20 protein-coding genes and 3 pseudogenes are annotated in these 24,797 nt (G+C 37.5%); 2 read left to right on the top strand and 21 right to left on the bottom strand.

Going from position 1 to position 24,797, the window contains the following annotated elements; genetic code table 11:
- Positions 1-96: 96 nt before the first annotated feature.
- Positions 97-1,095, bottom strand: a complete 999-nt coding sequence (trpX, locus tag SRT_RS03465; RefSeq protein ID WP_128833050.1) for a tryptophan ABC transporter substrate-binding protein — start codon at positions 1,093-1,095, stop codon at positions 97-99.
- 262 nt (positions 1,096-1,357) lie between these two features.
- On the opposite strand from trpX, the pseudogene SRT_RS03460 reads away from it, so the two are divergent.
- Together SRT_RS03460 and SRT_RS03455 are read left to right on the top strand one after the other, a co-directional pair.
- Positions 1,358-3,004, top strand: a pseudogene (locus tag SRT_RS03460) (Rqc2 family fibronectin-binding protein).
- 349 nt (positions 3,005-3,353) lie between these two features.
- Positions 3,354-4,760, top strand: a complete 1,407-nt coding sequence (locus tag SRT_RS03455) for an amino acid permease (protein ID WP_128833049.1) — start codon at positions 3,354-3,356, stop codon at positions 4,758-4,760.
- Positions 4,761-4,826: 66 nt separating this feature from the next.
- Here the strand turns inward: SRT_RS03455 and budA are convergent, their stop codons facing one another.
- The 20 genes and pseudogenes from budA to rnz form a co-directional block, all read right to left on the bottom strand.
- The gene (gene budA / locus SRT_RS03450) at positions 4,827-5,543 is read right to left on the bottom strand and encodes an acetolactate decarboxylase (protein WP_128833048.1); all 717 of its coding nucleotides are present in this window, start codon (positions 5,541-5,543) and stop codon (positions 4,827-4,829) included.
- Between the two features lie 13 nt (positions 5,544-5,556).
- Positions 5,557-7,236, bottom strand: a complete 1,680-nt coding sequence (gene alsS, locus SRT_RS03445) for an acetolactate synthase AlsS (RefSeq protein ID WP_128833047.1) — start codon at positions 7,234-7,236, stop codon at positions 5,557-5,559.
- A 132-nt stretch (positions 7,237-7,368) separates the two neighbouring features.
- Positions 7,369-8,599 (bottom strand): annotated as a pseudogene (locus SRT_RS03440) (tetratricopeptide repeat protein).
- Positions 8,589-9,758, bottom strand: a complete 1,170-nt coding sequence (locus SRT_RS03435; RefSeq protein WP_128833046.1) for an AI-2E family transporter — start codon at positions 9,756-9,758, stop codon at positions 8,589-8,591. Before SRT_RS03435 ends, SRT_RS03440 begins: the two are co-directional and overlap by 11 nt.
- A 68-nt stretch (positions 9,759-9,826) precedes the next feature.
- Positions 9,827-10,305, bottom strand: a pseudogene (locus SRT_RS03430) (NUDIX hydrolase).
- Between the two features lie 368 nt (positions 10,306-10,673).
- Positions 10,674-11,720 carry a dTDP-glucose 4,6-dehydratase gene (rfbB, locus tag SRT_RS03425; protein WP_128833045.1) on the bottom strand — a complete coding sequence of 349 codons (1,047 nt, stop codon included), beginning with the start codon at positions 11,718-11,720 and terminating at the stop codon, positions 10,674-10,676.
- Between the two features lie 401 nt (positions 11,721-12,121).
- Entirely contained in the window at positions 12,122-12,379 is a 258-nt protein-coding gene (locus tag SRT_RS10590; RefSeq protein ID WP_223213973.1) for a hypothetical protein, read from the bottom strand.
- A 1-nt stretch (position 12,380) separates the two neighbouring features.
- Entirely contained in the window at positions 12,381-12,977 is a 597-nt protein-coding gene (locus SRT_RS03415) for a dTDP-4-dehydrorhamnose 3,5-epimerase family protein (protein WP_128833044.1), read from the bottom strand.
- Position 12,978: 1 nt separating this feature from the next.
- Entirely contained in the window at positions 12,979-13,848 is an 870-nt protein-coding gene (gene rfbA / locus SRT_RS03410) for a glucose-1-phosphate thymidylyltransferase RfbA (RefSeq protein ID WP_002263084.1), read from the bottom strand.
- A 291-nt stretch (positions 13,849-14,139) separates the two neighbouring features.
- Positions 14,140-14,928: a Nif3-like dinuclear metal center hexameric protein gene (locus SRT_RS03405; RefSeq protein WP_128833043.1), complete on the bottom strand. Its 789-nt coding sequence runs from the start codon at positions 14,926-14,928 to the stop codon at positions 14,140-14,142.
- The gene (locus tag SRT_RS03400; RefSeq protein WP_128833042.1) at positions 14,918-15,616 is read right to left on the bottom strand and encodes a tRNA (adenine(22)-N(1))-methyltransferase; all 699 of its coding nucleotides are present in this window, start codon (positions 15,614-15,616) and stop codon (positions 14,918-14,920) included. The genes SRT_RS03405 and SRT_RS03400 overlap by 11 nt, the downstream gene beginning before the upstream one ends.
- Complete coding sequence (locus SRT_RS03395) at positions 15,606-16,301, bottom strand: DnaD domain-containing protein (RefSeq protein WP_128833041.1); 696 nt, start codon at positions 16,299-16,301, stop codon at positions 15,606-15,608. The genes SRT_RS03400 and SRT_RS03395 overlap by 11 nt, the downstream gene beginning before the upstream one ends.
- A 9-nt stretch (positions 16,302-16,310) precedes the next feature.
- A complete protein-coding gene (gene metA / locus SRT_RS03390) occupies positions 16,311-17,255 on the bottom strand; it encodes a homoserine O-acetyltransferase MetA (RefSeq protein WP_128833040.1) in 945 nt (314 codons plus the stop codon).
- A gap of 103 nt (positions 17,256-17,358) precedes the next feature.
- Positions 17,359-17,877: an adenine phosphoribosyltransferase gene (locus SRT_RS03385; protein ID WP_128833039.1), complete on the bottom strand. Its 519-nt coding sequence runs from the start codon at positions 17,875-17,877 to the stop codon at positions 17,359-17,361.
- Between the two features lie 579 nt (positions 17,878-18,456).
- On the bottom strand, positions 18,457-18,999 hold the full coding sequence (locus SRT_RS03380; protein WP_128834021.1) for a ClbS/DfsB family four-helix bundle protein: 543 nt from the start codon (positions 18,997-18,999) through the stop codon (positions 18,457-18,459).
- Positions 18,999-19,631 (bottom strand): GyrI-like domain-containing protein, encoded by a 633-nt coding sequence (locus SRT_RS03375; RefSeq protein ID WP_128833038.1) that lies wholly within the window; start codon positions 19,629-19,631, stop codon positions 18,999-19,001. Before SRT_RS03375 ends, SRT_RS03380 begins: the two co-directional genes overlap by 1 nt.
- Before the next feature lie 251 nt (positions 19,632-19,882).
- Positions 19,883-20,782: a helix-turn-helix transcriptional regulator gene (locus SRT_RS03370; RefSeq protein ID WP_128833037.1), complete on the bottom strand. Its 900-nt coding sequence runs from the start codon at positions 20,780-20,782 to the stop codon at positions 19,883-19,885.
- 119 nt (positions 20,783-20,901) lie between these two features.
- Positions 20,902-23,106, bottom strand: a complete 2,205-nt coding sequence (gene recJ / locus SRT_RS03365; RefSeq protein ID WP_128833036.1) for a single-stranded-DNA-specific exonuclease RecJ — start codon at positions 23,104-23,106, stop codon at positions 20,902-20,904.
- The gene (locus SRT_RS03360) at positions 23,103-23,867 is read right to left on the bottom strand and encodes an SDR family NAD(P)-dependent oxidoreductase (RefSeq protein ID WP_128833035.1); all 765 of its coding nucleotides are present in this window, start codon (positions 23,865-23,867) and stop codon (positions 23,103-23,105) included. The genes recJ and SRT_RS03360 overlap by 4 nt, the downstream gene beginning before the upstream one ends.
- Positions 23,864-24,793, bottom strand: a complete 930-nt coding sequence (gene rnz / locus SRT_RS03355; protein ID WP_128833034.1) for a ribonuclease Z — start codon at positions 24,791-24,793, stop codon at positions 23,864-23,866. Before rnz ends, SRT_RS03360 begins: the two co-directional genes overlap by 4 nt.
- Positions 24,794-24,797: the final 4 nt, after the last annotated feature.

Raw genomic sequence — 24,797 nt, 5'->3', positions numbered from 1 at the left:
GTAATATCTTCTATTTTAACACAAAAAAAGGAGGGGGACAAAAAGCTCTTTGAGAGACCTTCCTTTATCCTACTCCTTATTAAAGTTCCATTTTCATTAATTCTTTCGCTGTTTTGCTTTGTTCAAAATATCAGCTGGGATATCAATGCCTAACTCTTTGGCAACTTTTGTATTCACAACTGGAGTTCCTTTATCAAAAATATCAACAGGAAGTTGTGAAACTTTTTTACCTTCAAACACTTTAACAGCCATTTTACCAGTAGCAACACCCAATTTATACTGATCTACAACAACCGAAGCAAGTCCACCTTCTGTTACCATGGTATCAACACTTGGATAGATAGGCTTTTTAGCTGTTTTAGCCGCTGACACCACTGTTGGAAAGGCACTGGCAATTGTATTGTCCAAAGGAATCCAGACAGCATCTGCCTTGTCCAGCATAACATTCATGGTTGCCGTAATTTCATTGGTTGAAGGAACAGAATATTCCAGAACCTTGTAACCTTTTTTCTCAGCAATTTTTTTAAATTCTTCCACTTGGGATTTTGAATTATCTTCACTGCTAGAATAGAGGATACCAACTGTTTTGACATCTGGCGTTAATTTTTTGATTAAATCAACTTGAGCACTGATCGGTGTCTTGTCTGAAACACCCGTTACATTTCCATTTGGTTTTTTCAAATCTTTAACCAATTTGGCACCAACGGGATCAGTCACAGCTCCCATAATAATTGGTGTCTCTTTGGTTGCACTGGCTAAACCTTGCGCTGCTGGCGTAGCAATACCAACGAGAACATCATTTTTATGATTGACTAAGGTCTGACTCATGGTTTGTACTTTGCTTTGATCACCTTCAGCATTCATAAAATCAATTTTGATTTTTTTGCCAGAATAGCCTTCTTCTTTAAGACCAGCCTTAATACCACGATAAATCTCATCTAGCGCATTGTGACTGACATATTGGAGCACGCCAACTTTAAAAGTTCCTGATTGTGAATTCTTCCCATTTTGTTTGTCAACGGACTGGTAAACCAAAACACCAATAACAAGTACAGCTAGAGCTAATAAAACGCCCAATAAACGTTTATTTTTCATATTTCCTCCCAAATAATGAATGTCAGTGAGAATAGCTTAAGTATGATCAAAATCTAACCTGCTGCTAACAAAGAAAGCTTTCTTACGCTTGCAAGCCAAAAAATTGTCTGTTTAATTTTCTTAAATTCACTAAGTTACCTTTTCTATTTTACTGTAATTTTCAGCTTTTTTCAATATAGCAGATAATAACTTAAAAGACTTTAGGAAATGCTTTAAGTCTGTATATGGTATAATAGAAGAACTAAAAGAAAAGGGGGAAATCATGTCTTTTGATGGCTTTTTTTACATCATTTAACAAAGGAATTACAAGAACAGATTCTTTGGGGGCGTATTCAGAAGGTAAACCAGCCTTTCGAACAAGAGCTAGTGTTGACGATTCGCAACAATCGGCAAAATTATAAGCTACTTCTTTCAGCCCACCCTGTCTTTGGCCGTGTTCAATTAACCAAGACCGATTTTCAAAATCCTCAAAATCCTAATACTTTTACTATGATTATGCGAAAGTATCTGCAAGGAGCTCTTATCGAAAACATTGAACAAATTGAAAATGATCGTATTCTTGAAATGAGCATTTCCAATAAAAATGAAATTGGTGATCAAATCAAGGTTACTATAATTATTGAAATCATGGGTAAGCACAGTAATATTATTCTTTTGGATAAAAACGAAGGAAAAATCATTGAATCCATTAAGCACATCGGTTTTACACAAAACAGCTATCGTACTATTTTGCCTGGTTCAAATTACTTAGCACCACCAAAAACACAGGCCCAAAATCCTTTTACCATTTCTGATGAAACGTTATTTGAAATCCTACAAACAGAAGATTTAGCGGCTAATAATTTACAAAAACTCTTTCAAGGTTTGGGACGCGATACTGCTGCCGAATTGAGTCAAAGATTGAAAACCGACACATTCAAGAGCTTCAAACAGTTTTTTGACCTGCCAACTTTCCCAACTTTGACTGAAAAATCTTTTACTGCCATTACTTTCAGCAATTCCCAAGAAACTTTTGACAGCCTGTCAGATCTGCTTGATTATTTCTATCAAGATAAGGCTGAACGCGACAGAATTGCACAGCAAGCCAGCGATCTTATCCATCGTATTCAAAATGAATTAGAGAAAAACAAGAAAAAACTCAAAAAGCAAGAACAAGAATTTCAAGATACAGATAAGGCTGAAGAGTTTCGCCAAAAGGGAGAACTTTTGACCACTTATCTTAGTCAGGTCCCTAACAATCAGGACAGTGTTGAACTAAATAATTATTATACGGGACAAAAAGTAAGCATTCCGCTTAATAAAGCCTTGACGCCTAGTCAGAATGCACAACGCTATTTTAAAAAATATCAAAAATTAAAAGAAGCTGTGAAGCATTTAGGGAGCCTCATCAGCGAAACAAAGGCTACTATTCAATACTTAGAAAGTGTTGACAATGCCCTCAATCAAGCCAGTTTGTCTGAAATCAGTGAAATTCGTGAAGAACTGGTGCAAACAGGTTTTGTCAAGCGCCGCCATCGTGAAAAATTCAAAAACGCAAAAACCTGAACCTTACTTAGCTTCTGATGGCAAAACCATCATTCTGGTTGGAAAAAATAACCTTCAAAATGACGAGCTAACCTTCAAAATGTCTAAAAAAGGTGAGCTCTGGTTCCATGCCAAAGACATTCCAGGAAGCCATGTTTTGATTAAAGATAACCTCAACCCTAGCGACGAAATTAAAACGGATGCCGCCGAATTAGCAGCTTACTTTTCAAAGGCTCGCCTTTCCAATCTTGTCCAAGTTGATATGATTGAAGCTAAAAAGCTCAACAAACCCAACAAAGCTAAACCCGGTTTTGTCACTTATAGAGGACAAAAAACGCTGCGCGTAACGCCTAATGAAGCCAAGATAAAAGCAATGAAGATGTAAAAGATTAGAACAGTCAGCCATATGTATGGTTAACCATTCTAATTTTTTCCTTTTTCCAATTTTCTTTCTCATTATCTATTTTGGTTAAAATTACTGTTACCAAACTTTTGAATCACATATTATCAACTATCTTAAAGCTTTTCTAGTAGAGCTAACACTCTCTAGTCACTGTTCTCACGCAATCTAAGAATTCCTAAATCCATAAAGCCCGAACAGCGCTATCACGGAAACTATCAAATAATGAGCCTTATCACCCAATGATTGGAATATTTTATTCAGCTATGACCAATTTGTGATTTTGGTAAAATAATATTATAATGGAAAAGATATTATTAAAAAGGTTGGAATTATGTCACATCAAAATACAAAAAATACGACACAGGAACAGGATGCGAAAGAGCTTGAGAATGGCATGGTTCGTGGCTTACAAAATCGCCACGTTCAATTGATTGCCATTGCTGGAACCATCGGAACGGGACTTTTTCTAGGAGCCGGGCGTTCCATTTCATTAACAGGTCCCTCCATCATCATCGTTTATCTCTTAACAGGACTTTTCATGTTTTGGATGATGCGTGCAATGGGGGAAATGCTTTATCATGATCCTGACCAGCATACTTTTATCAATTTTATTACCAAATACATCGGTAAAGACTGGGGCTATTTTGCGGGTTGGTCTTATTGGGTCTCTGTTATTTTCTTAGGAATGGCGGAAATCACAGCTATTGCCAAATATGTTCAGTACTGGTTCCCATCTTGGCCCGCTTGGATAATTCAGATTGTTTTTCTTTTAATATTAGGATCTGTTAATTTAATTGCTGTTCGTGTTTTTGGCGAAGCAGAATTCTGGTTTGCCATGATTAAAATCATTGCCATTTTAGCATTGATTGCAACAGCTATCGTCATGTTACTGACTGGTTTTAAAACGAGTCAGGGACCAGTTAGTTTTGCCAATATTTCTAAGGGATTTGAAATGTTTCCCAACGGTTGGATGAAATTCCTCGTGTCTTTCCAAATGGTCTTCTTTGCTTATCAGGCTATTGAATTTGTTGGGATTACCGTATCCGAGACACAAAATCCCAGAAAGGTGTTACCAAAAGCTATTCAAGAAATTCCAATGCGAATTGTGATTTTTTATGTCGGTGCCTTAATCGCCATTATGACCATTTTCCCATGGAGAGCATTACCATCAGATACATCACCATTTGTCATGGTCTTCAAATTGGCCGGTATCAAATGGGCGGCTGCCTTAATCAACTTTGTTGTATTGACTTCTGCAGCATCCGCTTTGAATTCGACACTCTATTCAACTGGTCGGCACCTTTATCAATTAGCTAATGAAGCACCTAATCAATTTATGAAACGCTTCAAAATTGGAACACTTTCACGAACTGGTGTGCCAAGTAAGGCCATTATTTTCTCAGCTATTGTTATTGCTATTTCAGCTTTTATCAATGTACTGCCTGGAATAAAAGACGCTTTTGCTTTGATTACTGCGTCTTCTTCTGGTGTTTACATTGCCATTTATGTTTTGACCATGTTAGCTCATCTGAAATATCGCAAGTCAAATGATTTCATGGCAGACGGCTACTTAATGCCTCACTATAAAATATTAAATCCTGTCACAATTATTTTTATGGTCTTTGTTTTTGTAACTTTGTTCTTACAAGACTCAACCTATATCGGAGCCATTGGAGCAACTATTTGGATTGCTGCCTTTGGTTTCTACAGTAAGTTTAAATTTAAAAACAATAGATGACCAATCAAGTCAAAAAGAGCTAAGGTTTATAAGTCCTTAGCTCTTTTTTAAAGTCATAATCCAGTTTTATTCTGCCTTGTCAATATCACCACGAATATCTTTGGCGTTAAATTTAGCAAAGAGATATTGCCGATCTTGAACGGGGAAACGTTGATCTAACTGATCAACAGCACCCACTTCAACCTGCCCTTCTGAAATAACATAGTCCATAACGTGGCCGCCAAAAGTATGGTCATCAGAAATAAAGTGCAAATGATAACCAGCCACACTGACACCATGAAAAATTTCAGGTGTCCAAATACCAACAATAGTACCGGTAATATTTTCAGCTCTGTATTCTGGCTGATGTGTTGCCACTTCTGCAAATTTCTCATCAGGGGTCGAACGCGGAATCATACGTACATGCATTTTAGCAAAGGTCCCGTGAATTTTAATCGAACGAAAGAGATTCTCCCCATCATAGTAAGACTCAATGCGTTTCTGCAATTCTTGATCTGTCATTTCAAAACGCTGTTTAAAAATAACCTCTGCTTCATGATGAATGACAGCTGCATAAGGCACTTTCATATCATCAGACACTTCAACAACTTCTGGTTTATCACCAGATCCTTTAGCCTGATAAGCTTTACCATCTAGGACAATTAATTCACCATCAATAGAATCAAGTGTTCCTAAACCTAAATCTCCATATTCTAACAGCTCACCCACAGTTAAAGAACCATCATAGAGACCTGCCATAAGCGCTCCTAAGGTATTATATTGAAATAATTTGTTGGTTTCCATTTTAAACTCCTTTTTAGTAGAATTCGTCAGGCAAAATAGTTTCACCCAATTTTACATTATCCTTATAGTCCATTGGAACATCAATGAGAACTGGACCATTTTCAGCTTCCTTGAGTGCCGTTTGAAGGACTTGATCAAACTTTTCTTTACTATCAGCACGGTAACCTTTAGCACCGAAACTATCCGCATACTTGACAAAATCAACAGAACCAAAATCAACACCTGATGAACGGCCATATTTCATTTCTTCTTGGAATTCAACCATATTGTATTTACCATCATTCCAAATGATATGAACAATTGGCAAATGCAAACGGACAGCTGTTTCTAATTCTTGACCAGAAAAGAGGAAACCACCATCACCTGAAATAGAAATAATCTTCTCATTTGGCCGTACAAGAGCTGCCGAAATTGCCCAAGGTAAAGCAACACCTAAGGTTTGCATGCCATTTGAGAAAAGTAAGTGCCGTGCTTCATAGCTTTTAAAATAACGAGCCATCCAAATATAATGGCTGCCAACATCAACCGTTACTGTCATATCATCTCTTGTCTGCTTTTGAAGGACATCAACCACATCAAGCGGATGAACCAGACCGGATTTGACTGTCTTATCAAATTTGACATCTTCTACTACATTATCACGAAGACCTTTGAGATAGTCAAGAGAACCTTTTGGAAGCGAGTAACCACTAATAGCAGGTAAGAGTAAATCAAGTGTTTCAGCTATATCACCAATTAATTCACGTTCAGGTTGGAAATAAGTATCAATTTCAGCTGGAGCAACATCAATAACAATAATGCGAGCCGAAATTTCAGCATTCCAATTGCGTGCTTCATATTCAATAGGATCATAGCCAATAGCAATAACTAAGTCAGAACGTTTCAGCAGCATATCTCCGGGCTGATTACGAAAAAGTCCCACACGACCAAAAAAAGTATCCTCTTCTAAATCTCTTGAAACAATACCAGCTCCTTGGAAAGTTTCAACGACTGGCAGCTTGACAGCCCCTAACAAACGGCGAATAGAAGCTGTAACTGCAGCCGTTGACGCACCATTTCCTAAAAGTAAGACAGGAAGGACCGCATTTTTTATGGCCTGTGCCAAATAATTAATATCAGCAACTGACGCTGAACCTAACTTAGGATCTGTCAAGGGTTTAATCGCCTTAACAGTAACAGGACTATCAGTTACATCTTGAGGAATAGATAAGAAACTAGCTCCCGGTTTTCCCGATTTAGCTAAACGATAAGCATTGGCAATATTTTCTGAAAGTGTTGCAGGATCCTGAATTTCTGCTGAATATTTAGTAATGGGAGCAAGCATAGCAACATTATTCATTGACTGGTGAGCCCGTTTGAGCAAATCAGCACGTTTAACCTGACCACCAATAGCAAGGACAGGATCTCCCTCAGCTGTCGCAGTAACAAGACCAGTCGCCAGATTGGAAACACCGGGACCGCTGGTTGTAATCACAACACCAGGCTCACCAGTAATACGGCCAATTCCCTGAGCCATAAAAGCAGCATTTTGCTCATGGCGTGCTACAATAAGTTCTGGCCCCTTATCTTCTAAGGTATCAAAGACACGATCAATTTTTGCACCAGGGATTCCAAAAACATAGTTGACATCATGATTAATGAGGCTGTCTACAATCAGGTCAGCCCCATAGTCTTCCTTATTTATTTCGGTCATAAAAAGCCCTTCTTTCACAAGTTTCATGTCAATTATACCATAGATTTTTCAAGACTTTGTGAATTTTTATTTGTGAGTTTTTTAACTAAAAAATGAAAACTCTTTTAAAATTAAAGTTTTATTTCCAGAGAATTACTGCAATTGCTCTCGCAAATCGGCAATATCATTATCATCAGGTACTAATTGTAAGTATTTATCCGCAAACGTTTTAACTTTTTCATCATAACCGAATTTTCGCAAAATATAGATATAATCCTTAAGAAAGTCTGGATTATCAGCCAAATCTACGATTAAAGTATCATAAATCTCCAGAGCTTTTGTGTCATCTTCAAGTTTCTGGTAGGCCTTAGCTATATTCCACTTTGTCAGAACACTATCAATATCTGCTCTGTCTAAATTGATCACATCTTCAAAACGATTCTCTTCTAAGTAAAGATTGCTAAGTCTCATAAGAGCTTCTTCATCATCTTCTGCTATTTCTAAAACTTTCAGAAGGTAATTTTCGGCGGCTTTTTTATCATGCAGTTCATAGGATAATTGTGAAGCTAAAAGGAGGAGCTGACTGTCAAATTCATTCTTTGACAATCCCTGTTGAAGCACACGCAAGGCCTGCTTCGTTTGATGCTCTGCATGAAGCGAAAGAGCATAATTGTATTCATATCCTGCGAAATCAGGATTCATACTGTCTAACTGTTTAAAATAAAGATTGGCTCTTTGGTATTCTTCTTGATCATAGAGTAAAGTTGCGACCTCAAAAACAGTTGTTTCATCAAATTCAATTTCTACTGCCTTTTCGAGAAATTCAATAGCTGTTTCAAACTTTCCTAAGCTAGCATAGGCACGTCCAATTCTCTCATAAGTAGAAACACCTGTCTCTTCTAAAATTGCACGGTTATCCAATTGAGCATAATGCTGGATGGCTGCTTGAAAATCTGATAAATTCATTTCAATCTCTGCTAAACCAAAGATGACCAAGGGCTCTTGGCTAATTTGGCTAGCTTCTAATAGTTTTTCTCTGGCAACTTCTGTTAGTCCTTCAGTATCATACAAATCTGCCTTAACTAACAGTGCTGTCAAATAATCGGGATGATCAGGTTTGATAATATCTAAATACATAAAGGCTTCATCAATGTGACCATCCTCATTAGCAATTTGAGCCAGATTAATATTAACTTCAGGAAAATCTGCCCGTAATTGCAAAAAATCTCTTTGGCTTGTGGATAAAACCAATGGATTGCAAATAATCCGCTAAAGCTAAAAGTGTTTGGTCGTCATCTTCTGTCAATGCCTGTTCAAAATATTTTTGGGCTTGTTCTAAATCTTGATTTTGAATAGCCGTCAGCATTTTTTCACTATTTAACATCTTTCTCAATATCCTCCCTTTCTTGCTCATACAAGCCACTAATAGGCTTATACCACTCAAAAATTTCTTTGACGACAACCTTGATTGATGCATAAATAGGGATTCCCAAAAAAACTCCCCAAACACCAAACATTGAGCCTGCTGTCAATAAAATAAACATAATGGTAATGGGATGAATACTAAGTTTGCTGCCAAGAACAAGCGGAGAGACAAAGCGCCCTTCAATGGTTTGTTCAACAATAAAAACAAGCGCTACTTTCACCACCATAACAGGTCCTTCAACAAGAGCCAAAATAAAAACTGGTATCGTTGCTAAAAAACTTCCTAGATAAGGAATCATATTTAAAAATCCCGCTATAATTCCAAAGGTCACTGCATAGCGCAAACCAATAACTGTGAACATAATAGAAAACATAAACCCAACGATAATCGCAACAGTCACTTGACCTTGAACATAACCAGCCAGCTGCCGATTAACATCACCCAAAATACGATGAATGGGCTGACGTATTTTAGTAGGCAAATAAGATACAAAAGCTTCTTTCATCTTACTGCTATCACGTAAAAGATAAAAAACAATGAAAGGAGAAATTATAATAGCTACTGTGACACGTGCAATTAGCGATGCAAAATTCCCAGCCCAAGTTACTGCTCCTTTAGAAAAAGTTTCCGCATAATCAACAGCTTTCTGGCTAAAATTAGTTACTGCATCTTCAATTTGCGGTCGAAAACTAGCCAGCAAATCGTTCCTCAACAATTTTGAAACCTGAGCATCTACAGACCTGACATAACTTGGTAAGTATTTAATAAAAGAAGTCAGTTGCTCATTAAGCATGGGAAAGAAATTGGCTATACCCCAAACAAGAAGCCCTGCTATGATAACAAAGACAATTGTAATAGCCATCACACGGCTGGTTCCCCGTCTTTCAATAAAATCTACAATAGGCTTTAAAAGGTAGTAAAGTAAGGCTGAAATTACCAAAGGTAACATGATGACAGCTAAAAAAGAAAGAAGAGGTCTAAAAATAGAACTAATCTTGGTAAAAACAAGAATATCCAAAAAAACTAAAAGTAAAACCAGTAAGACCGTTACGGTTTTATTATCCAAGAACCATTTAAAAAACCAAGAAAGATTAAATTTTTCACTTTTTTTATTCACAAAAAACCTCCATATTTGATCAGTTTGTACCCAAATCAATACACTTTATCTCTATCAATCAAGTAACTCTATTTTTCATAAAAAATCACATGTTTATCAACTAGCTTTTGCTCTTGATAAACAAATTTGGCAGAGAAAAAAGGGGCGTCTTCTAAGATCCATTTAAAAATGTCATAGTCGCCTTCCCATGTCGGCTTAGTTAAAACCTGATCATAAGGTACCCATTCCAGCGTTCCCTCACGACTGTCTTTATCAGAAATCAACTGGCCTTCAAAATCTCTTACCTTAAACACATAGGTATACCAATCATGATCTGGTGTAAAATCTGGAAAAGTAATAATACCTTTAAAATCCATTTGTTTGACAATTAGATGAGTTTCCTCAAAAATCTCACGTCTGGCACATTCATCAGGACTTTCTCCCCTTTCCAATTTTCCACCTACACTAATCCATTTGCCTTCATGAACATCATTTGGTTTTTATTACGATGCATCAATAAAAGCTCGCGCCCGTTGTCAATATAACAAATTGTTGCTAATTTTGTCATTTACCTTCTGCCTTTTTAATCTTTTTTCTTATTATATCAAAAATACCATAAAGCCTCTTGTCTGAGAAGTCTTTTTCAGACTAAAATGATTGATTCAAACAAGCTAGATTAGGTTAATAAAGAAAACGAAACAAGTTGAGAGAGTGTATCCGAATAAACGATTTCAGAAACTTAAAGATTAATAGTTAGAAATCCTTCACTGGATAATTTCTATCCCACCTCCGCATAGTTGATTAGGAATTGACATAGACTAACATTTATGGGATTAGATAGCAAGGGATAAGGACCGCCAATCAACCACTGTATCAATCTGAAATCTAGAGCAAAATCAAAGAGGCAGAACTTTTGTCCCAGCCTCTTGTTTATCTTTATTTAAGTATTTTTTGTGTTTTGGCATAGTTGGCTTCGACTGCTTCCTTTTCAGCTTTCCACCAATCTTCATGCTCAGTATACCATTTAATAGTATCTTCCAAGCCTTCTTCAAAATTAGTGAATTGTGGTTTCCAGCTAAGTTCCTCGCGCAGTTTTGTTGAATCAATGGCATAACGAAGATCATGACCTGCACGATCTGTTACGTGGTCGTATGCGTCTTTTGGCTGACCCATTTTTTCAAGGATAAGCTCAAGCACTTCCTTGTTGTTCTTTTCACCATCAGCACCGATGAGATAAGTTTCGCCGATGCGGCCTTTAGTGAGAATTGCCCAAACGCCTGTTGAATGGTCATTGGTGTGAATCCAATCACGCACGTTCTTACCTTCACCATAGAGTTTTGGTTTGATGCCTGACAGGATGTTGGTAATTTGACGCGGAATAAATTTTTCAATGTGTTGATAAGGTCCATAGTTGTTTGAACAGTTGGAAATGGTTGCTTTCACACCGAAAGAACGTACCCAAGCCTTAACAATCAAGTCAGACGCTGCCTTGGTTGATGAATAAGGTGATGATGGATTGTATTTCGTTTCAGCTGTAAATTTTTCACCCGGACCTTCACCGTGACCCGGCAAATCTTCACGCAGCGGAAGATCACCGTAAACTTCATCAGTTGAGACGTGGTGGAAACGGATATCGTATTTGCGCGCAGCTTCCAACAAGGTGTACGTTCCAACAAAGTTAGTATAGATAAACGGTGATGGATCTTTGAGTGAATTGTCATTGTGGCTTTCAGCCGCATAGTGGACAATAGCATCCGCTTTGGCAGCCAATTTGTCTACCAATTTGCTATCTGCGATGTCCCCAACAACCAACTCTACACGCTCGCCAAGAATTTCTTCAAGGTTAGCACGGTTACCAGCATAAGTGAGTTTGTCAAGAACAGTCACATGAACGTCTGGGTGATTGTTGTAAACGTAGTGGACAAAGTTTGAACCGATGAAACCAGCGCCACCGGTAACGATAATGTTTTTATATTCTGTCATATATTAAGATACAAAGGGGCGATTCAGCTTGCTGAAAATTTCCGTAGAAAAATAGGAAATCTGACAAAGACTCTTGCATCTAGGAAAGATTATCTTTTTTCATAGGAAATTAGCCCCGTGTTCAATTTAGAAAGATAAACTGAACACTCCTTTCTAATTTATGTTTCTTTTCATTATAGTAACAAACACAAGCAAACTATTTGCATAGTTCTATTGCCTAAAATTGGGTTAATCAAAAATAAAATTGCAATATAAAACATTATTATAGCAAATAATAATGAAATCACAAAGTAACCTAAAAAATTTATTGCAATTTGAAAAATGACTGGATAGTTAGACACATCATAAAATAAAGTGAATACTATGGGAACCGTCACAAAAACAGGCAATAATACTAATATTTATGCGCAGTTTGAGAGTATAGTACGTAGATTATTTACCATACTTTTATAAGCTTTTTCATGACCATACAGGCCAATATAAATTATTAAAAATGAAGTAACTGAAATAGATAAACATTCAATCCATTGAAAATGATTATTTTCTTTAACGAAAGCAGTCATTGTTGATAGAATTGACAGTAAAAAGATTGATAAAAATAACTCCCGCTTGATAACTTTCCAATCATAAGATTGAATAAATTTTTGATTTTCTTCCATTCTACAAATCTTCTGCTTTTAATGGGTTAACATCCTTGAGCAATGGGTGATTTTTATCCGCTTCTGAGACTTGCGCTTCTGCTAGATTTTCCCATTTAATTCCTAATGTTGGATCAGCATAGTTGACGAAAGCGTATTTTGGTTTAAGTTCAAGCGCCCAGTAGTCATTAACGAGATAACTGTAAGAAACCTTGTCAGATAAGACTTGGAAACCATTAGCCACACCGCGGGGAACAAAGATACCCTTGGAAGCATCAATAACTGTCTGGTAAACATGACCAAAACTATCGCCTTCACGCAGGTCAACCCAAGAACCGAGAACCTTTCCTTCATCTGCTACTGAAATGTATTTATCCCATGGTTCTGCATGCAGACCGCGTAAAACATTCTTACGGGAAAAACTAACATTATTTTGCAATTTGCCTTCTGTAAAGAAGCTTTCCGGAAAACCTAGCGGCACCATTTTTTCCCTTTGAAAATTTTCTTTGAACCAACCGCGGTTATCGCCGTGAACCGGAATATCAAATTCAATCATACCAGGAATAGCATCAATCTTACGTGCTGCTAATTCCTTGCCAAAAAATTGTTCTTCAGTCATTTTAAGCTTCTCCAATCAAACGCAGTAAATATTGTCCGTACTCATTTTTCTTTAAAGGCTGTGCCAATTCACGTACTTGGTCAGCTGTGATATAGCCCATACGATAAGCAATTTCTTCCAAGTTAGCTACTTGCAAGTTTTGCATGCGTTGAACGGTTTCGATATACTGCGCAGCTTCTAGTAAACTTTCATGCGTACCTGTATCCAGCCAAGCAAAACCACGTTCCATAACTTCAACTGATAAGTCGCCTCGGTCAAGATAGGCTTTATTAACATCTGTAATTTCAAGTTCTCCCCGAGGACTGGGTTTAATATTTTTAGCAATATCAACAACACTATTATCGTAAAAATAAAGACCAGTAACTGCATAGTGTGATTTAGGATGTTCTGGTTTTTCCTCAATGGAAATAGCATTTCTGTCATTATCAAATTCAACAACGCCAAAGCGTTCTGGATCTTTAACTTGATAGCCAAAGACAGTTGCACCGCTTTCTTTGCTGGCAGCTTTTTGTAACATTCGACTAAGACCCGGACCGTAATAAATATTATCTCCCAAAATGAGAGCAACATGATCATCACCGATAAATTCTTCTCCAATGATAAAGGCTTGTGCCAAACCATCTGGACTCGGTTGCTCAGCATAAGAGAGCTTAATGCCAAATTCGGAACCATCCTGAAGCAACTCTTTAAAACGAGGTAAATCTTGAGGTGTGGAAATAATCAAAATATCTTTAATTCCTGCCAGCATCAAGGTTGAAAGCGGATAATAAATCATTGGTTTATCATAAACCGGCATGAGTTGTTTTGAAGCAGCGCGAGTCAATGGGTACAAACGTGTCCCAGAACCGCCCGCAAGAATAATTCCTTTCATTCTAGGTCTCCTCTTTTATAATTATCATCTTTCATTTTATCATTTTTTGTTAACGGTGTCACTAGCTATTCTTAACGATTTAGTCGGGATCATAGGCACTAATTACTATTCTTTCTTTTGTCGGCACTATTTCTACTAAACCATCATGACATTTAATGGGCAAGTAAAGAAGCCTAAACTGCTAACTGTATAAGCAAGAAGCTCTCTTTTCTTAGACATAGCATAAATGACAGTTGTCCACCAATACCAGCTCTAATAACAGCCGTTCTTTCTTTAAAAAAACTTAACCAATCATAAATGATAAAAAGGATTGGTGTTAGCTTGACTGTCTAAAATAGTGATATCCCAATTTTCTTGATAGGACCATGTTTGGAATTTTTCAGCCAATTTCGTAACAAATAAGACCTCAATATGGTGGCCGGGATCCAAAGCCAAGAGACCATTGGTTAACATTTCCTGAGCGGTATGGTAATAAATATCACCTGTAATATAAACTTGAGCTCCTTTAGTTAGAGCTTCTTGGTAAAAACTCTGACCACTGCCGCCACAAATGGCAATACGAGAAATTAAAGGATTATTCTCACCATAAGACACCAAACGAATGCTATCCAGATTAAAAATTTTCTTAACCTTTTTTGCCAAATCCTCAAAAGAGAGGGGAGAAATATCTCCAACACGCCCAATACCATAATCATCCTTACTTGGACTCAAAATCTTTCTGTTCTTGATATCCAATAAATCACAAAACCAATCATTGAGCCCATCAGGAACAATATCAATATTCGTATGGCTGACATAAACAGCAATATCATGCTTAATCAAATCAAGGTAAATTTGATTTTGAGCAGTCTCAACTAAATTCTTCAAAGGACGAAAAATAGGAGCATGCTTGACAATCAATAAGTCTACCTTTTTTTCAATAGCTTCAGCTACGGTTGTTTCCCGAACATCCAGAGCAATCATAAGCCGCTTGACTTCCTTATCCAATGTGCCAATTTGCAGACCTGATATATCGCCTTCCAAAGACAAGCTCTGCGGACAATAGGCTTCGTAACGTTCAATGATTTGACTAGCTTTCATAGAGCACCTCCTTGATTTGCTTGATTTTTGTGCTAAGGAACATGTTGTCTGCTTTCTTTTTAGCAGGAACCTTGGTCAGAGCCAATTCCAATTTAGCCAACTCTTTCCGCCATCTTTCTTTAAAGATAGATGAGCGTTCTTGTCGTAAAAATGGTCCAAAGCGCAAGTCTTTATCTGACAAAGTCATCTGTCCCTTTTCAACCACTAAGATTTCATAATACTTGTGTTTATCCTTTACCATTTTTTCAGCCCTAATCATAAAATCATTGGCTACTAACCAAAAACGCAAGTCATCTTCACAATTATTAGGCTGCAAAATGATTTGTTTAATAGCGTTTAACTTATCGCTACCAGCTGCTAATATATCGGTAATCAAACGGCCACCCATGCCACAAATGGTAATAAGATCAATAGCATCATTGTCATTAAGAGCTGCCAAACCATCAGCTAAACGAACAGCAATTTGGTCTGACAATCCTGATTCACTAACATTAGCCACAGCAGATTCATAGGGACCCTTGATAACTTCACCAGCAACAGCAAAGTCAATCAGACCTTGCTCAAGTAAGTAAATGGGCAAATAAGCATGATCACTGCCAACATCAAGAAGCCTTGCACCTTTTGGCACAAAGCTTGCTACTTCCTGTAAACGATGAGAAAGGGAAACTTCTCTCTTCTTATCTGGCATCAGAATCACTCCATAAATTCATAGCAGACAGAAAATCGTCTGAAACGGTTACATTAGCTGGACTGGCTTGTTCTCGCTCCTTGCGTCTTTCTTCAACTTGACGTAACGTACTAATCCCTTCACGACGCCAATTTCGCAAGATGGCCTGAATATAATTCCAATTGGTTTTGCCATTAAAAACAGCTTCACGTAAGGCTGCTCGCACAAGATCAGGATCTGTCTTATCATCTGAAACCGTCTTTTGCAGATCTTCTAACTCAAAAGGACTCAGCATGCGTCCTAATTCACGCTCAAAGTCTTCAACCAAATCCTTCAAGGCATTACTTGTACCTCTAGAAGATGAGATAGTTGTTTCAGCAGCTGCAGTTAACAAATCATCCAGTTTTTTCAGTGCCAAAGTGGCATCAAATAGAACTTCGCTTTCTCCGTCTAATTCAATCGTCTTCATGTCTAGCAGTTCTTGACTAATCAGATTGGATACCGAACGATTAACTTCTGGAACAGTCTTGCCAATAGCTGCGGCTATCTGACTCGTAGCAATGTCTTCCATCTTTGTGGTGTTTTGAAAGTAGAAAAATTGCCAAACTAGAAAATCATCCGCATTACTAAAAATATCTTTGTAATGAAAAAGCAAGGCACTTGGTAAGACCAAATTCCCTGATTTATAATGTTGCAAAAAACTCATAAGACCTCCTTACAGATAGCCATAAAATGATATATCCTTTTCCAACTCTTCCAAGCGATAAGGGGTTTCTTGATAAACAGCGTAATTAATCCAATTGCTAAAAAAAGTCGCTGCGGCAAGATTCCAACGCATAATAGGATGAGTTGTCACATCATCATCTTGATAATAATTTTCCGGAATTTTAGGATTCTTACCAGCTTTGAGATCGCGTTTGTATTCATTGTCCAAGGTTTCGCGGTCATATTCTAAATGACCAAAACTGTAAACCTCCCGCATATCACGACTGGCCAAAATAGACAGACCAACTTTTTCACCGCTAGCAAGGATTTCTAGATTGGTTTTGTTGCTAACGTCTTTTAGCAATACTTCCGTGTAGCGTGAATGAGGCGACAGGAAACAATCATCAAAACCGCGCATCAGAGGACTTAGCTGTTCATTTACTTTCTGCAAATAAATACCTGATAATTTATCTGTCATCTGAACCTTGTCAACGCTATAACGATAATATAATCCTGCTTGTGCTCCCCAACAAAGATGCAAAGTAGAGTAAACATGAGTCTTAGACCACTGAAAAACCTGACAGAGCTCCGCCCAATAATCAACTTTCTCAAAGGGCATGGTCTCAACTGGTGCACCTGTGATAATCAACCCATCATAATAATTGTCTTTGATATCCTTAAACGTTTTATAAAAGGTCTTCATATGTTCAGCCTGAGTGGTTTTTGAATGGTGACTCGTCATGTAGAGAAAGTCAACACTCAGCTGCAAAGGCGTATTAGCCAACAGGCGCAGTAACTGCGTTTCTGTTGCTACCTTTGTTGGCATTAAATTAAGAATCAAGATACTCATGGGTCGAATATCCTGATGAATTGCCCTTTTATCATCCATAACGAAGATATTTTCCGACTTCAAAATATCCACAGCTGGTAATTTTTTATCAAGAGTAATTGGCATGAAAATATCTCCACTTCTATAATGTCTATTTATTATTATAAAACAGGGAGATATAGTTATCAAATATATATTTTCTCTAGTTAGGTATAGGTTTAAACTATAATTAACCAGGAAAATTCATCAAAACTTTAGTATCATAACCTTCAATAGCCTGACGTCCATTGAGCCCATCTAACTCGATTAAGAAAGCACAGCCTGCAACAATACCGCCTAATCTTTCAATCATTTCAATGGTTGCCTTAACTGTACCACCAGTTGCTAAAAGATCGTCAACAATAAGAACCCTTTGACCGGGCTTAATGGCATCTGCATGCATGGTTAAGGTATCAATACCATATTCTTTTTCATAATGAGCTTCAATAACTTCACGCGGCAGTTTCCCAGGTTTGCGGACAGGAGCAAAACCAACACCCAATTCATAGGCGACCGGACAGCCAACAATAAAACCACGCGCTTCAGGTCCAACAATCATGTCAATTTTTTTATCTGTCGCATATTGGACAATCTCACGAACAGCGTAGCTATAAGCATTACCATTAGCCATCAAAGGACTGATATCACGAAAAGTGACGCCTTCTTGTGGATAATCCTCAATTGTTGCAATGTAATTTTTTAAATCCATTTGTTTACTTTCTAGGGCAATCTGCCAAAAAATCATTTATGCTTTATTATAGCATGAAATTCTTTTTTTCAAAATCTTTAATCTTAAAAATACAAAAAGGGCTAAACAGCCCTGAGAATGTAGAAAAAGTCTTCTTTTGAGACTTTCCTTAGGTGATACGGACGATAGCGATAAGGAAACTTTCGTTTCCTTATGTCCCAACCTGAAATAGCTTTATGACTATTTTAGCCTTTGAGAATTCCATACCTAAATCAAGATACAAAGGGCATTAGGCGGACAATAGCAAAATAGGAAACTAACCGACGACGCTTGCGTCTAGGATATGTTTATCTTTTTGCAGCCGTCCGCAGCCCGTGTTCAGTTAAGATTTGAGCCTAAAGTCTCAAATCTTCCGAGTTCCTGAAACTTTAATGTTTCAGGCACTTTTATCACAGCGGAAAATCTCGTTTAGAGCTCGCTTCGCTCGCAAATAAGGAAAATTAAAATTGAAATTTGCAGAGCTTAAAAATTTTTTACGTTGAAAAATAGGTTTGTCTTCAGTCTGAGGGCTAAACAGCCCTTCATTTTAGGTAAGATTGTCTAATTTTGCTGACACTTTCTTTGATGTGCTTTCAACTTTTTAATGGCCCAATCATAATGGCTCGATGTGGCACTAACAAAATAAGCCCCCAAGGTTGTTCCCCCAACCCAATCAAAAACTCCTTTGGTGAACAAATCTTCATTTGAAAATTGCTGAGCTAAAGCAAGTCGTTTTTCCTGAGAATTTTCCAACAGTATCTTAGCTTCTTCCAAAGACGTTTTCTGATGTTTTTTCCAAAATTCAACATTCATTTGTCCATAATTTCGCCAATTATAAGGTTTTGGTAGAAAAGATGCCTTTTCTCCTTTTTGATTTGAAGCAATCCAGTTTAAAAGGAGCATTTGCCATTCGTATAAATGAATGAGAACATCACGAAGATTTTTATCACGCTTCCAATGTGCCTCTTTCTTTTTCTCATCTTCTGAAAAATCAAAAACTGTTGTTAATTCTTGCTCGCTTAGAGACGATATCAGAGTGTTCAATGCCTGATAGTCACCCTTGGCTGCATTGAGTAAATCAGTTTTTGTTGTCGGTCTAGCCATCATTTTTCCCCCACTTGATAGCGTAAAATCGTTTTGAGCTTGCTTTTTTCTGTTCTCTGCGCATTACTGAGGTAGATTTCCCTGTGAATGTCGGACGAACGTTTTAAACCATGTTCTTTGGCAAAAGCGTCCATCTTAGCAAAGGACTGCGGTTCATCATCATAAGATCCGATATGAAGAACCTGAATACATTTTCCATCTTTAATATTCTCAAAAGAAATAGATTCGTAAAAAGAATTTGGTTTTTTGATCTTAACCCTATCTAAAGCTTGGGCAACAAGTTCTTTGGTGATAAATTCAGGCTGACGAATCATAATCGTATAGGAGAGTTTATCTTTTTCCAAAGTATCCTCCTTAGCATCTTCTGCTTGCTGCCAGAGACCTTCCAAAGGATAGACCGCAAAATCAGTAACTGCCTGATCATCCTGCTCAGTCTTCATTGCTTGTTTATAAGCCATTTTAATGCCATAAGCTAAAGCATAAAGAGCAGATACTCGATTAGAGAAATCTTGATCATTAGGGTTTCCTTTTCCTTTGATGGTAATAAACTGTTGTTCTTCTACTTCAAGAAAAATAGGTTTTGCTTTGACACCGTATAACTCTTTTTCAAATTTACGCCATTCATGTTTCATTGTTATTCTCCTTTTTTATACCAAGAAAGTATTAGACTTGTTTGGAAACGAATCTATTGTTACTTTGTTGCTGTTTAGTGTAAGTCCGATTATAGATGCGCATATATTTTTCAGGACTGAACCGTTTTGTCATAAGTTAAGAATTGTTAAAGTGATTGGTTCTTAACTTATGAAAATATAAAGGTTTTGTGAGTTCATCGATCACCCCCATCTACAAGTTCAGTATAGCATAGCAAACTGGACAGCTAATGTCAGGTTTTATAAATTGTTAACATTTTCTTTAATTTTTTCTGAATGACTTGACGTAAAGCCTCAGGCTGTAAGACTTCTAGGCCTTCTCCAAACGATAAAAGGTAACTTTCCAAAACATCATTATCAGGAAGATCAATTTCTGCATATAAAGAACCCTCCTGATCTGCAGTGACATCTGAAAATTCATCATAAACGCGAAAGGCTAACTGAGGAGCAAATTTAAGAGATAGATGTACCGTCGAATCATAATCAAAATCCGTTTTAATCATCATTTCTGAAAAATCATCTTCAAAACAATCGCTTGAGATCTGCCATTCTTTGATTCGTGACAGTTTGAAAAAGCGATAGTTCTGCCTTAAGAGACAGTAAGCATACAAATACCAATCCTGCCCTTTAAAAACAAGACGAACAGGTTTGACCCTCCGCTTGGTTTGTTTGGCTAGACTACTGAAATAAAGGAAGGAAAAAAAGTGCTTCTGACAAATGGCTTCTTTTATAAGCTGAACCAATTTCTGCTGCTGAGCATGATTTTGCCAAGGACTAAACTGGACCTCAATCCAATTAGGATTTTTCACTTTGAACAAGGCTGACAATTTAGTCAGCAGCTGTTTGTCGTTTACAATACCGTTAACGGAACCTAAACCTTGCAGGCCATCTAAAATCTGTTCTTTTTCTTCTTGTGATAATAAGGACTTAGATAAAACAAAATCCTCATCCAGCTGAATACCGCCATTTTTCCCTTGGCTGGCATAGATAGGAATACCGCTGCTGCTAAGAGCATCGATATCACGGTAAATCGTTCTGACAGAAACTTCAAATTGTTTGGCTAAATCAGCTGCTGTGACCTTTTTCTTTGCCAATAATTGATAAATAATTTGAAATAATCTGCTCTCTCTCATGTTTACCACCTCTTATTCTCAGGCTTATTATAACATATAAAGATGACACTTATTGTCAGGTTATTAAAATGTTATTCTTTTAACAAAAAAGCCCTTCAAAAAATTGAAAAGGGCTTAAATTAGCAATCGCGTTTTAAAAAATCATACATTTCCTGAGGTGTTCCTAATGCCATCAATTCTTGAAATTTCACTAACTTTTTCAAATCTTGGTAAATCTGACTCTCGGAAATCTCTCTTTTTTGGGCATTTTTATTAACTGTCATAATGCCATCATCAATGGAGACAAAGTCCAATTCATCAAAAATTTGAATCATCTTGATCAGCAAAATATCTGGAATCTTGAGAAATTGACTGAGCTCTTTTAACTTATGACGTACATCAAATTCCGGAAACTGGTAAATCGTCTTGTAAAGCTTAGCAAATTGCTCACGTGTTCCAGATCCCGTTAAATAATATTGATGTTTAATCCGATTTTTAAAATAAATGGCTTCAAAGTTCCGATTTTTAAAAAGCGCTAGAAGGTCTTCTTCTTTTTCCGGTATTTCAAATAAGACAACTGCTTTACTATCTGTTTGATCTTCTAAAAGAGGAACTCCGTCAGGCAGAGTGCTATTGCGAGCACGGATATCAAGCAGCTGAATGCCTTCAACACGCGCATCAACTAGCATCAATTGGAGACTAGTATTGCCGTTCCAACGATTAACCGATAAAGTCACAGCTAGTTCGAGATGTTGAGCTTGTTGAAATTCTGTAACGAGCGAACCATAGTTAAAGGCAAGGAGTTCAAAGACAGCCTGTTCCTGAGCCACTTTTAACTTCAGATGAGCTCCATTTTGTCCCATCGTTCTAACCTGTCTGACTGTAAAATCCTTCAGTAAAAAACGGAGTTTTTTATTGTCCATACCAAAAGGAGCCAAGGTTTCAAGCCCTTTTAAAGTGTCTAAACTAAGTTCTGGCAAGTGCAACTCTTCATCAATTACTAAAGCCGTCTTTTGCGATAAATTAATAGCTTGTTCTTGAATATAATCATTTAAAACCTGTGATAATTCTTCTAATTTATCAGTCTCTAGAGTCATGCCTGCAGCTCCAGCATGGCCTCCAAAAGCCATAAATAAATCCCTATGTGCATCAAGGGCATTAAAAATATTAACTGACTCTAAACTACGGGCACTTCCCTTGGCAAGGCCATTTTCAATATTAAGAACAATAACTGGCTGGTTTATTTGTTCCATAATACGACCTGCAACAATTCCCAGAACGCCAGCATGCCAGCCTTCTTTAGCCAAAACTTGAACAGACTTATTTTCATCAACCAGAGTCATAGCTTCATCAAAAATCGCCTGTACAATGTTCTTTCGCTCCTCATTTTTTTCATTAATCATAGCCGCAATCGTCTTTGCTTCTTCATCATCAAAGCCTGTCAGCAATTCAACAGCAGGATTGGGATCATCCAGACGTCCCAAAGCATTAAGCTGAGGTGCTAACTTGAAACCAATGGTTTCTTCATTGATATCAGCAAAATCAACACCTGCAAATGCTATTAATTCTTGCAGACCGATGCGCTCTGTTTGTTTTAGGATTTCAAGACCGTATTTGACCATTGCACGATTTTCATCAGTGAGTGATACCATATCGGCAATGGTTCCAATAGCCACCAAATCCAGCATCTCTGTCGGAATGGATTCTAACAAGGCACAGGCTAACTTAAAAACGACACCGCACCCTGCTAAACATTTAAAGGGATAATTAGCATCTGGATGTTCAGGATGAACAATAGCATAAGCTGAAGGAAGCTCAGCAGGCATACTGTGGTGGTCAGTAACAATGACATCAACACCTTGTTCTTGTGCATAAGCAATAGCATCATGACCAGCAACACCATTATCCACAGTGAGAATCAGTGATATCCCCTGCTGCTCAATAAAATATTTATAAACACTGAGATTAGGACCATAACCATCGGTAAAACGATTAGGAAGATAAGTCTCTACCTCAGCTCCCAGCATTTCCAACGCTTCCTTTGCAATGGAACTTGAAGTCATACCATCAGCATCGTAATCCCCATAGATGAGAATGCGTTCATTGGTTTCAATAGCTCTGCGAATACGCGTGACAGCCTTGTCCATATCATTTAAAAGAAAAGGATCATGTAGTTGAGACAAATCAGGTCTCAAAAACGCTCCTATATCTTCACTTGTTCTAAAACCTCGCTCGTATAAAATTTGTGCAGCTGTAGGATTGAGATTTTCTTTTTTAGCTAGCTCAAAAAAGCCATCATCTGGCTTTTTTTCATTTATTTTCCAAGCATATTTGGAAGTAATCATTTATAATTAAATACCTTTCTGGTTAAAAAATCCGACAATTTAGGAAAGAGAATATAGGCTTTGTGCGCCGCCTTTAGTAGAAAAGGCATATTGAGTTCGCGTTTATTTTTTCCAAAAACAGCAACAATTTTTTTGGCAACATCATCAGGCTGCAAAGTGAATTCTTCAACGCTCTTAAGATAATTGCCGCTAGGATCTGCCTTATCAAAAAACTTAGTGGCAATCGGTCCCGGATTAACAGTCGTAACATAGACTTCTTTGTCTGCTAATTCTAGACGCAAGGCATTTGAAAAACCAATCACTGCAAACTTGGTAGCTGAATAAATCGTTGATTTACTAGAAGCAATCAGGCCCGCCATACTAGCGATATTGATAATATGTCCTGACTGAACCTCTGCCATCTTTTGACCAACCAAGCGAGAAAAATTGATGGTTGCTAAAGTATTGACATCAAACATGTCTCGAATGTCTTTATTAGAATAGTGATCAAAGTCTTTAAATTCACCAAAGCCTGCATTGTTAATAAAAATATCGATGCGGTCAAATTTTTGATAAATGGTGTCAACTATATCTTTTACAGCTTCATCATCTTTAATATCAATTTGAAAACAAGTTACTCTTTCACGATAGGCATACATGTCTTCTAATTTTTCCTTATCGCGGCCCAATAAAACAAGTTGATCTGTCTTTGGTAAGCGTTTAATGATTTCTTCAGCAAGCCCCCCTGAGGCACCTGTAATGACAATTATACGTTCTTTCATAGTTTTACTTCTTCTAAGTCTCTGACAATATGAACATCAGCAAAGATTTCCTGTGCATCATCTCTCATGCGGCTGATATCATGTGAAAGAAAACGAGCACTGATGTGATTAAGCAGCAATTTCTTAACAGAAGCGGCTTTTGCAACACGAGCAGCTTCCATATTAGTTGAATGCCCATGACGCCTCGCTAATTTCTCATCTCCTTTACTATAAGTGGACTCATGAACCAGCACATCAGCTCCCAAGGCAAGTCGAATACTGGCATCTGTTTTTCGGGTATCTCCTAAAATAGTAATAACCTTTCCCTTTTTCGGAGCCGAAATATAGTCCTTAGCAATAATTGTCGTCCCATCTTCTAAAACGACATCCTGACCATTTTTGATCTTACCAAAAAGCGGGCCAAATGGTAAACCTGCTGCTTTTAATTTCTCAGCATCCAGCGTCCCTTCTAAATCTTTTTGAACAACACGATAACCAACACAAAAAATCGTGTGATCTAGCTTTTCCGCATAAACCATAAACTTATCGGTTTCTAAAATTTTCCCTAAATGCTTAGCATCAAATTCATGAAAATGAATGCGATAAGGTAAATGAGCTCCCGAAGTACGTATGCTAGCCATAACTAAATGTTTAATACCAACCGGTCCATAAATATCAACATCTGTCTGTTCGTCATTGGCTTGAAAAGCACGGCTGGATAAAAATCCCGGCAAACCAAAAACATGGTCACCATGCAGATGGGTAATAAAGATTTTTCTAATCTTACGCGGTTTAATAGTTGTTTCTAAAATTTGACGCTGCGTTCCTTCACCGCAATCAAACATCCAAATTTCATTAAGTTCATCTAACAGCTTTAAAACGAGGCTGGAAACATTTCTCGCCTTAGCTGGCTGGCCAGCACCCGTTCCTAAAAATTGAATTTCCATACTA

Origin of the sequence: Streptococcus troglodytae, from assembly GCF_002355215.1 — a bacterium.
In the GTDB taxonomy this organism is placed as follows: Bacteria; Bacillota; Bacilli; order Lactobacillales; family Streptococcaceae; genus Streptococcus; species Streptococcus troglodytae.
This window is presented reverse-complemented; position numbering and strand designations above follow the sequence as displayed.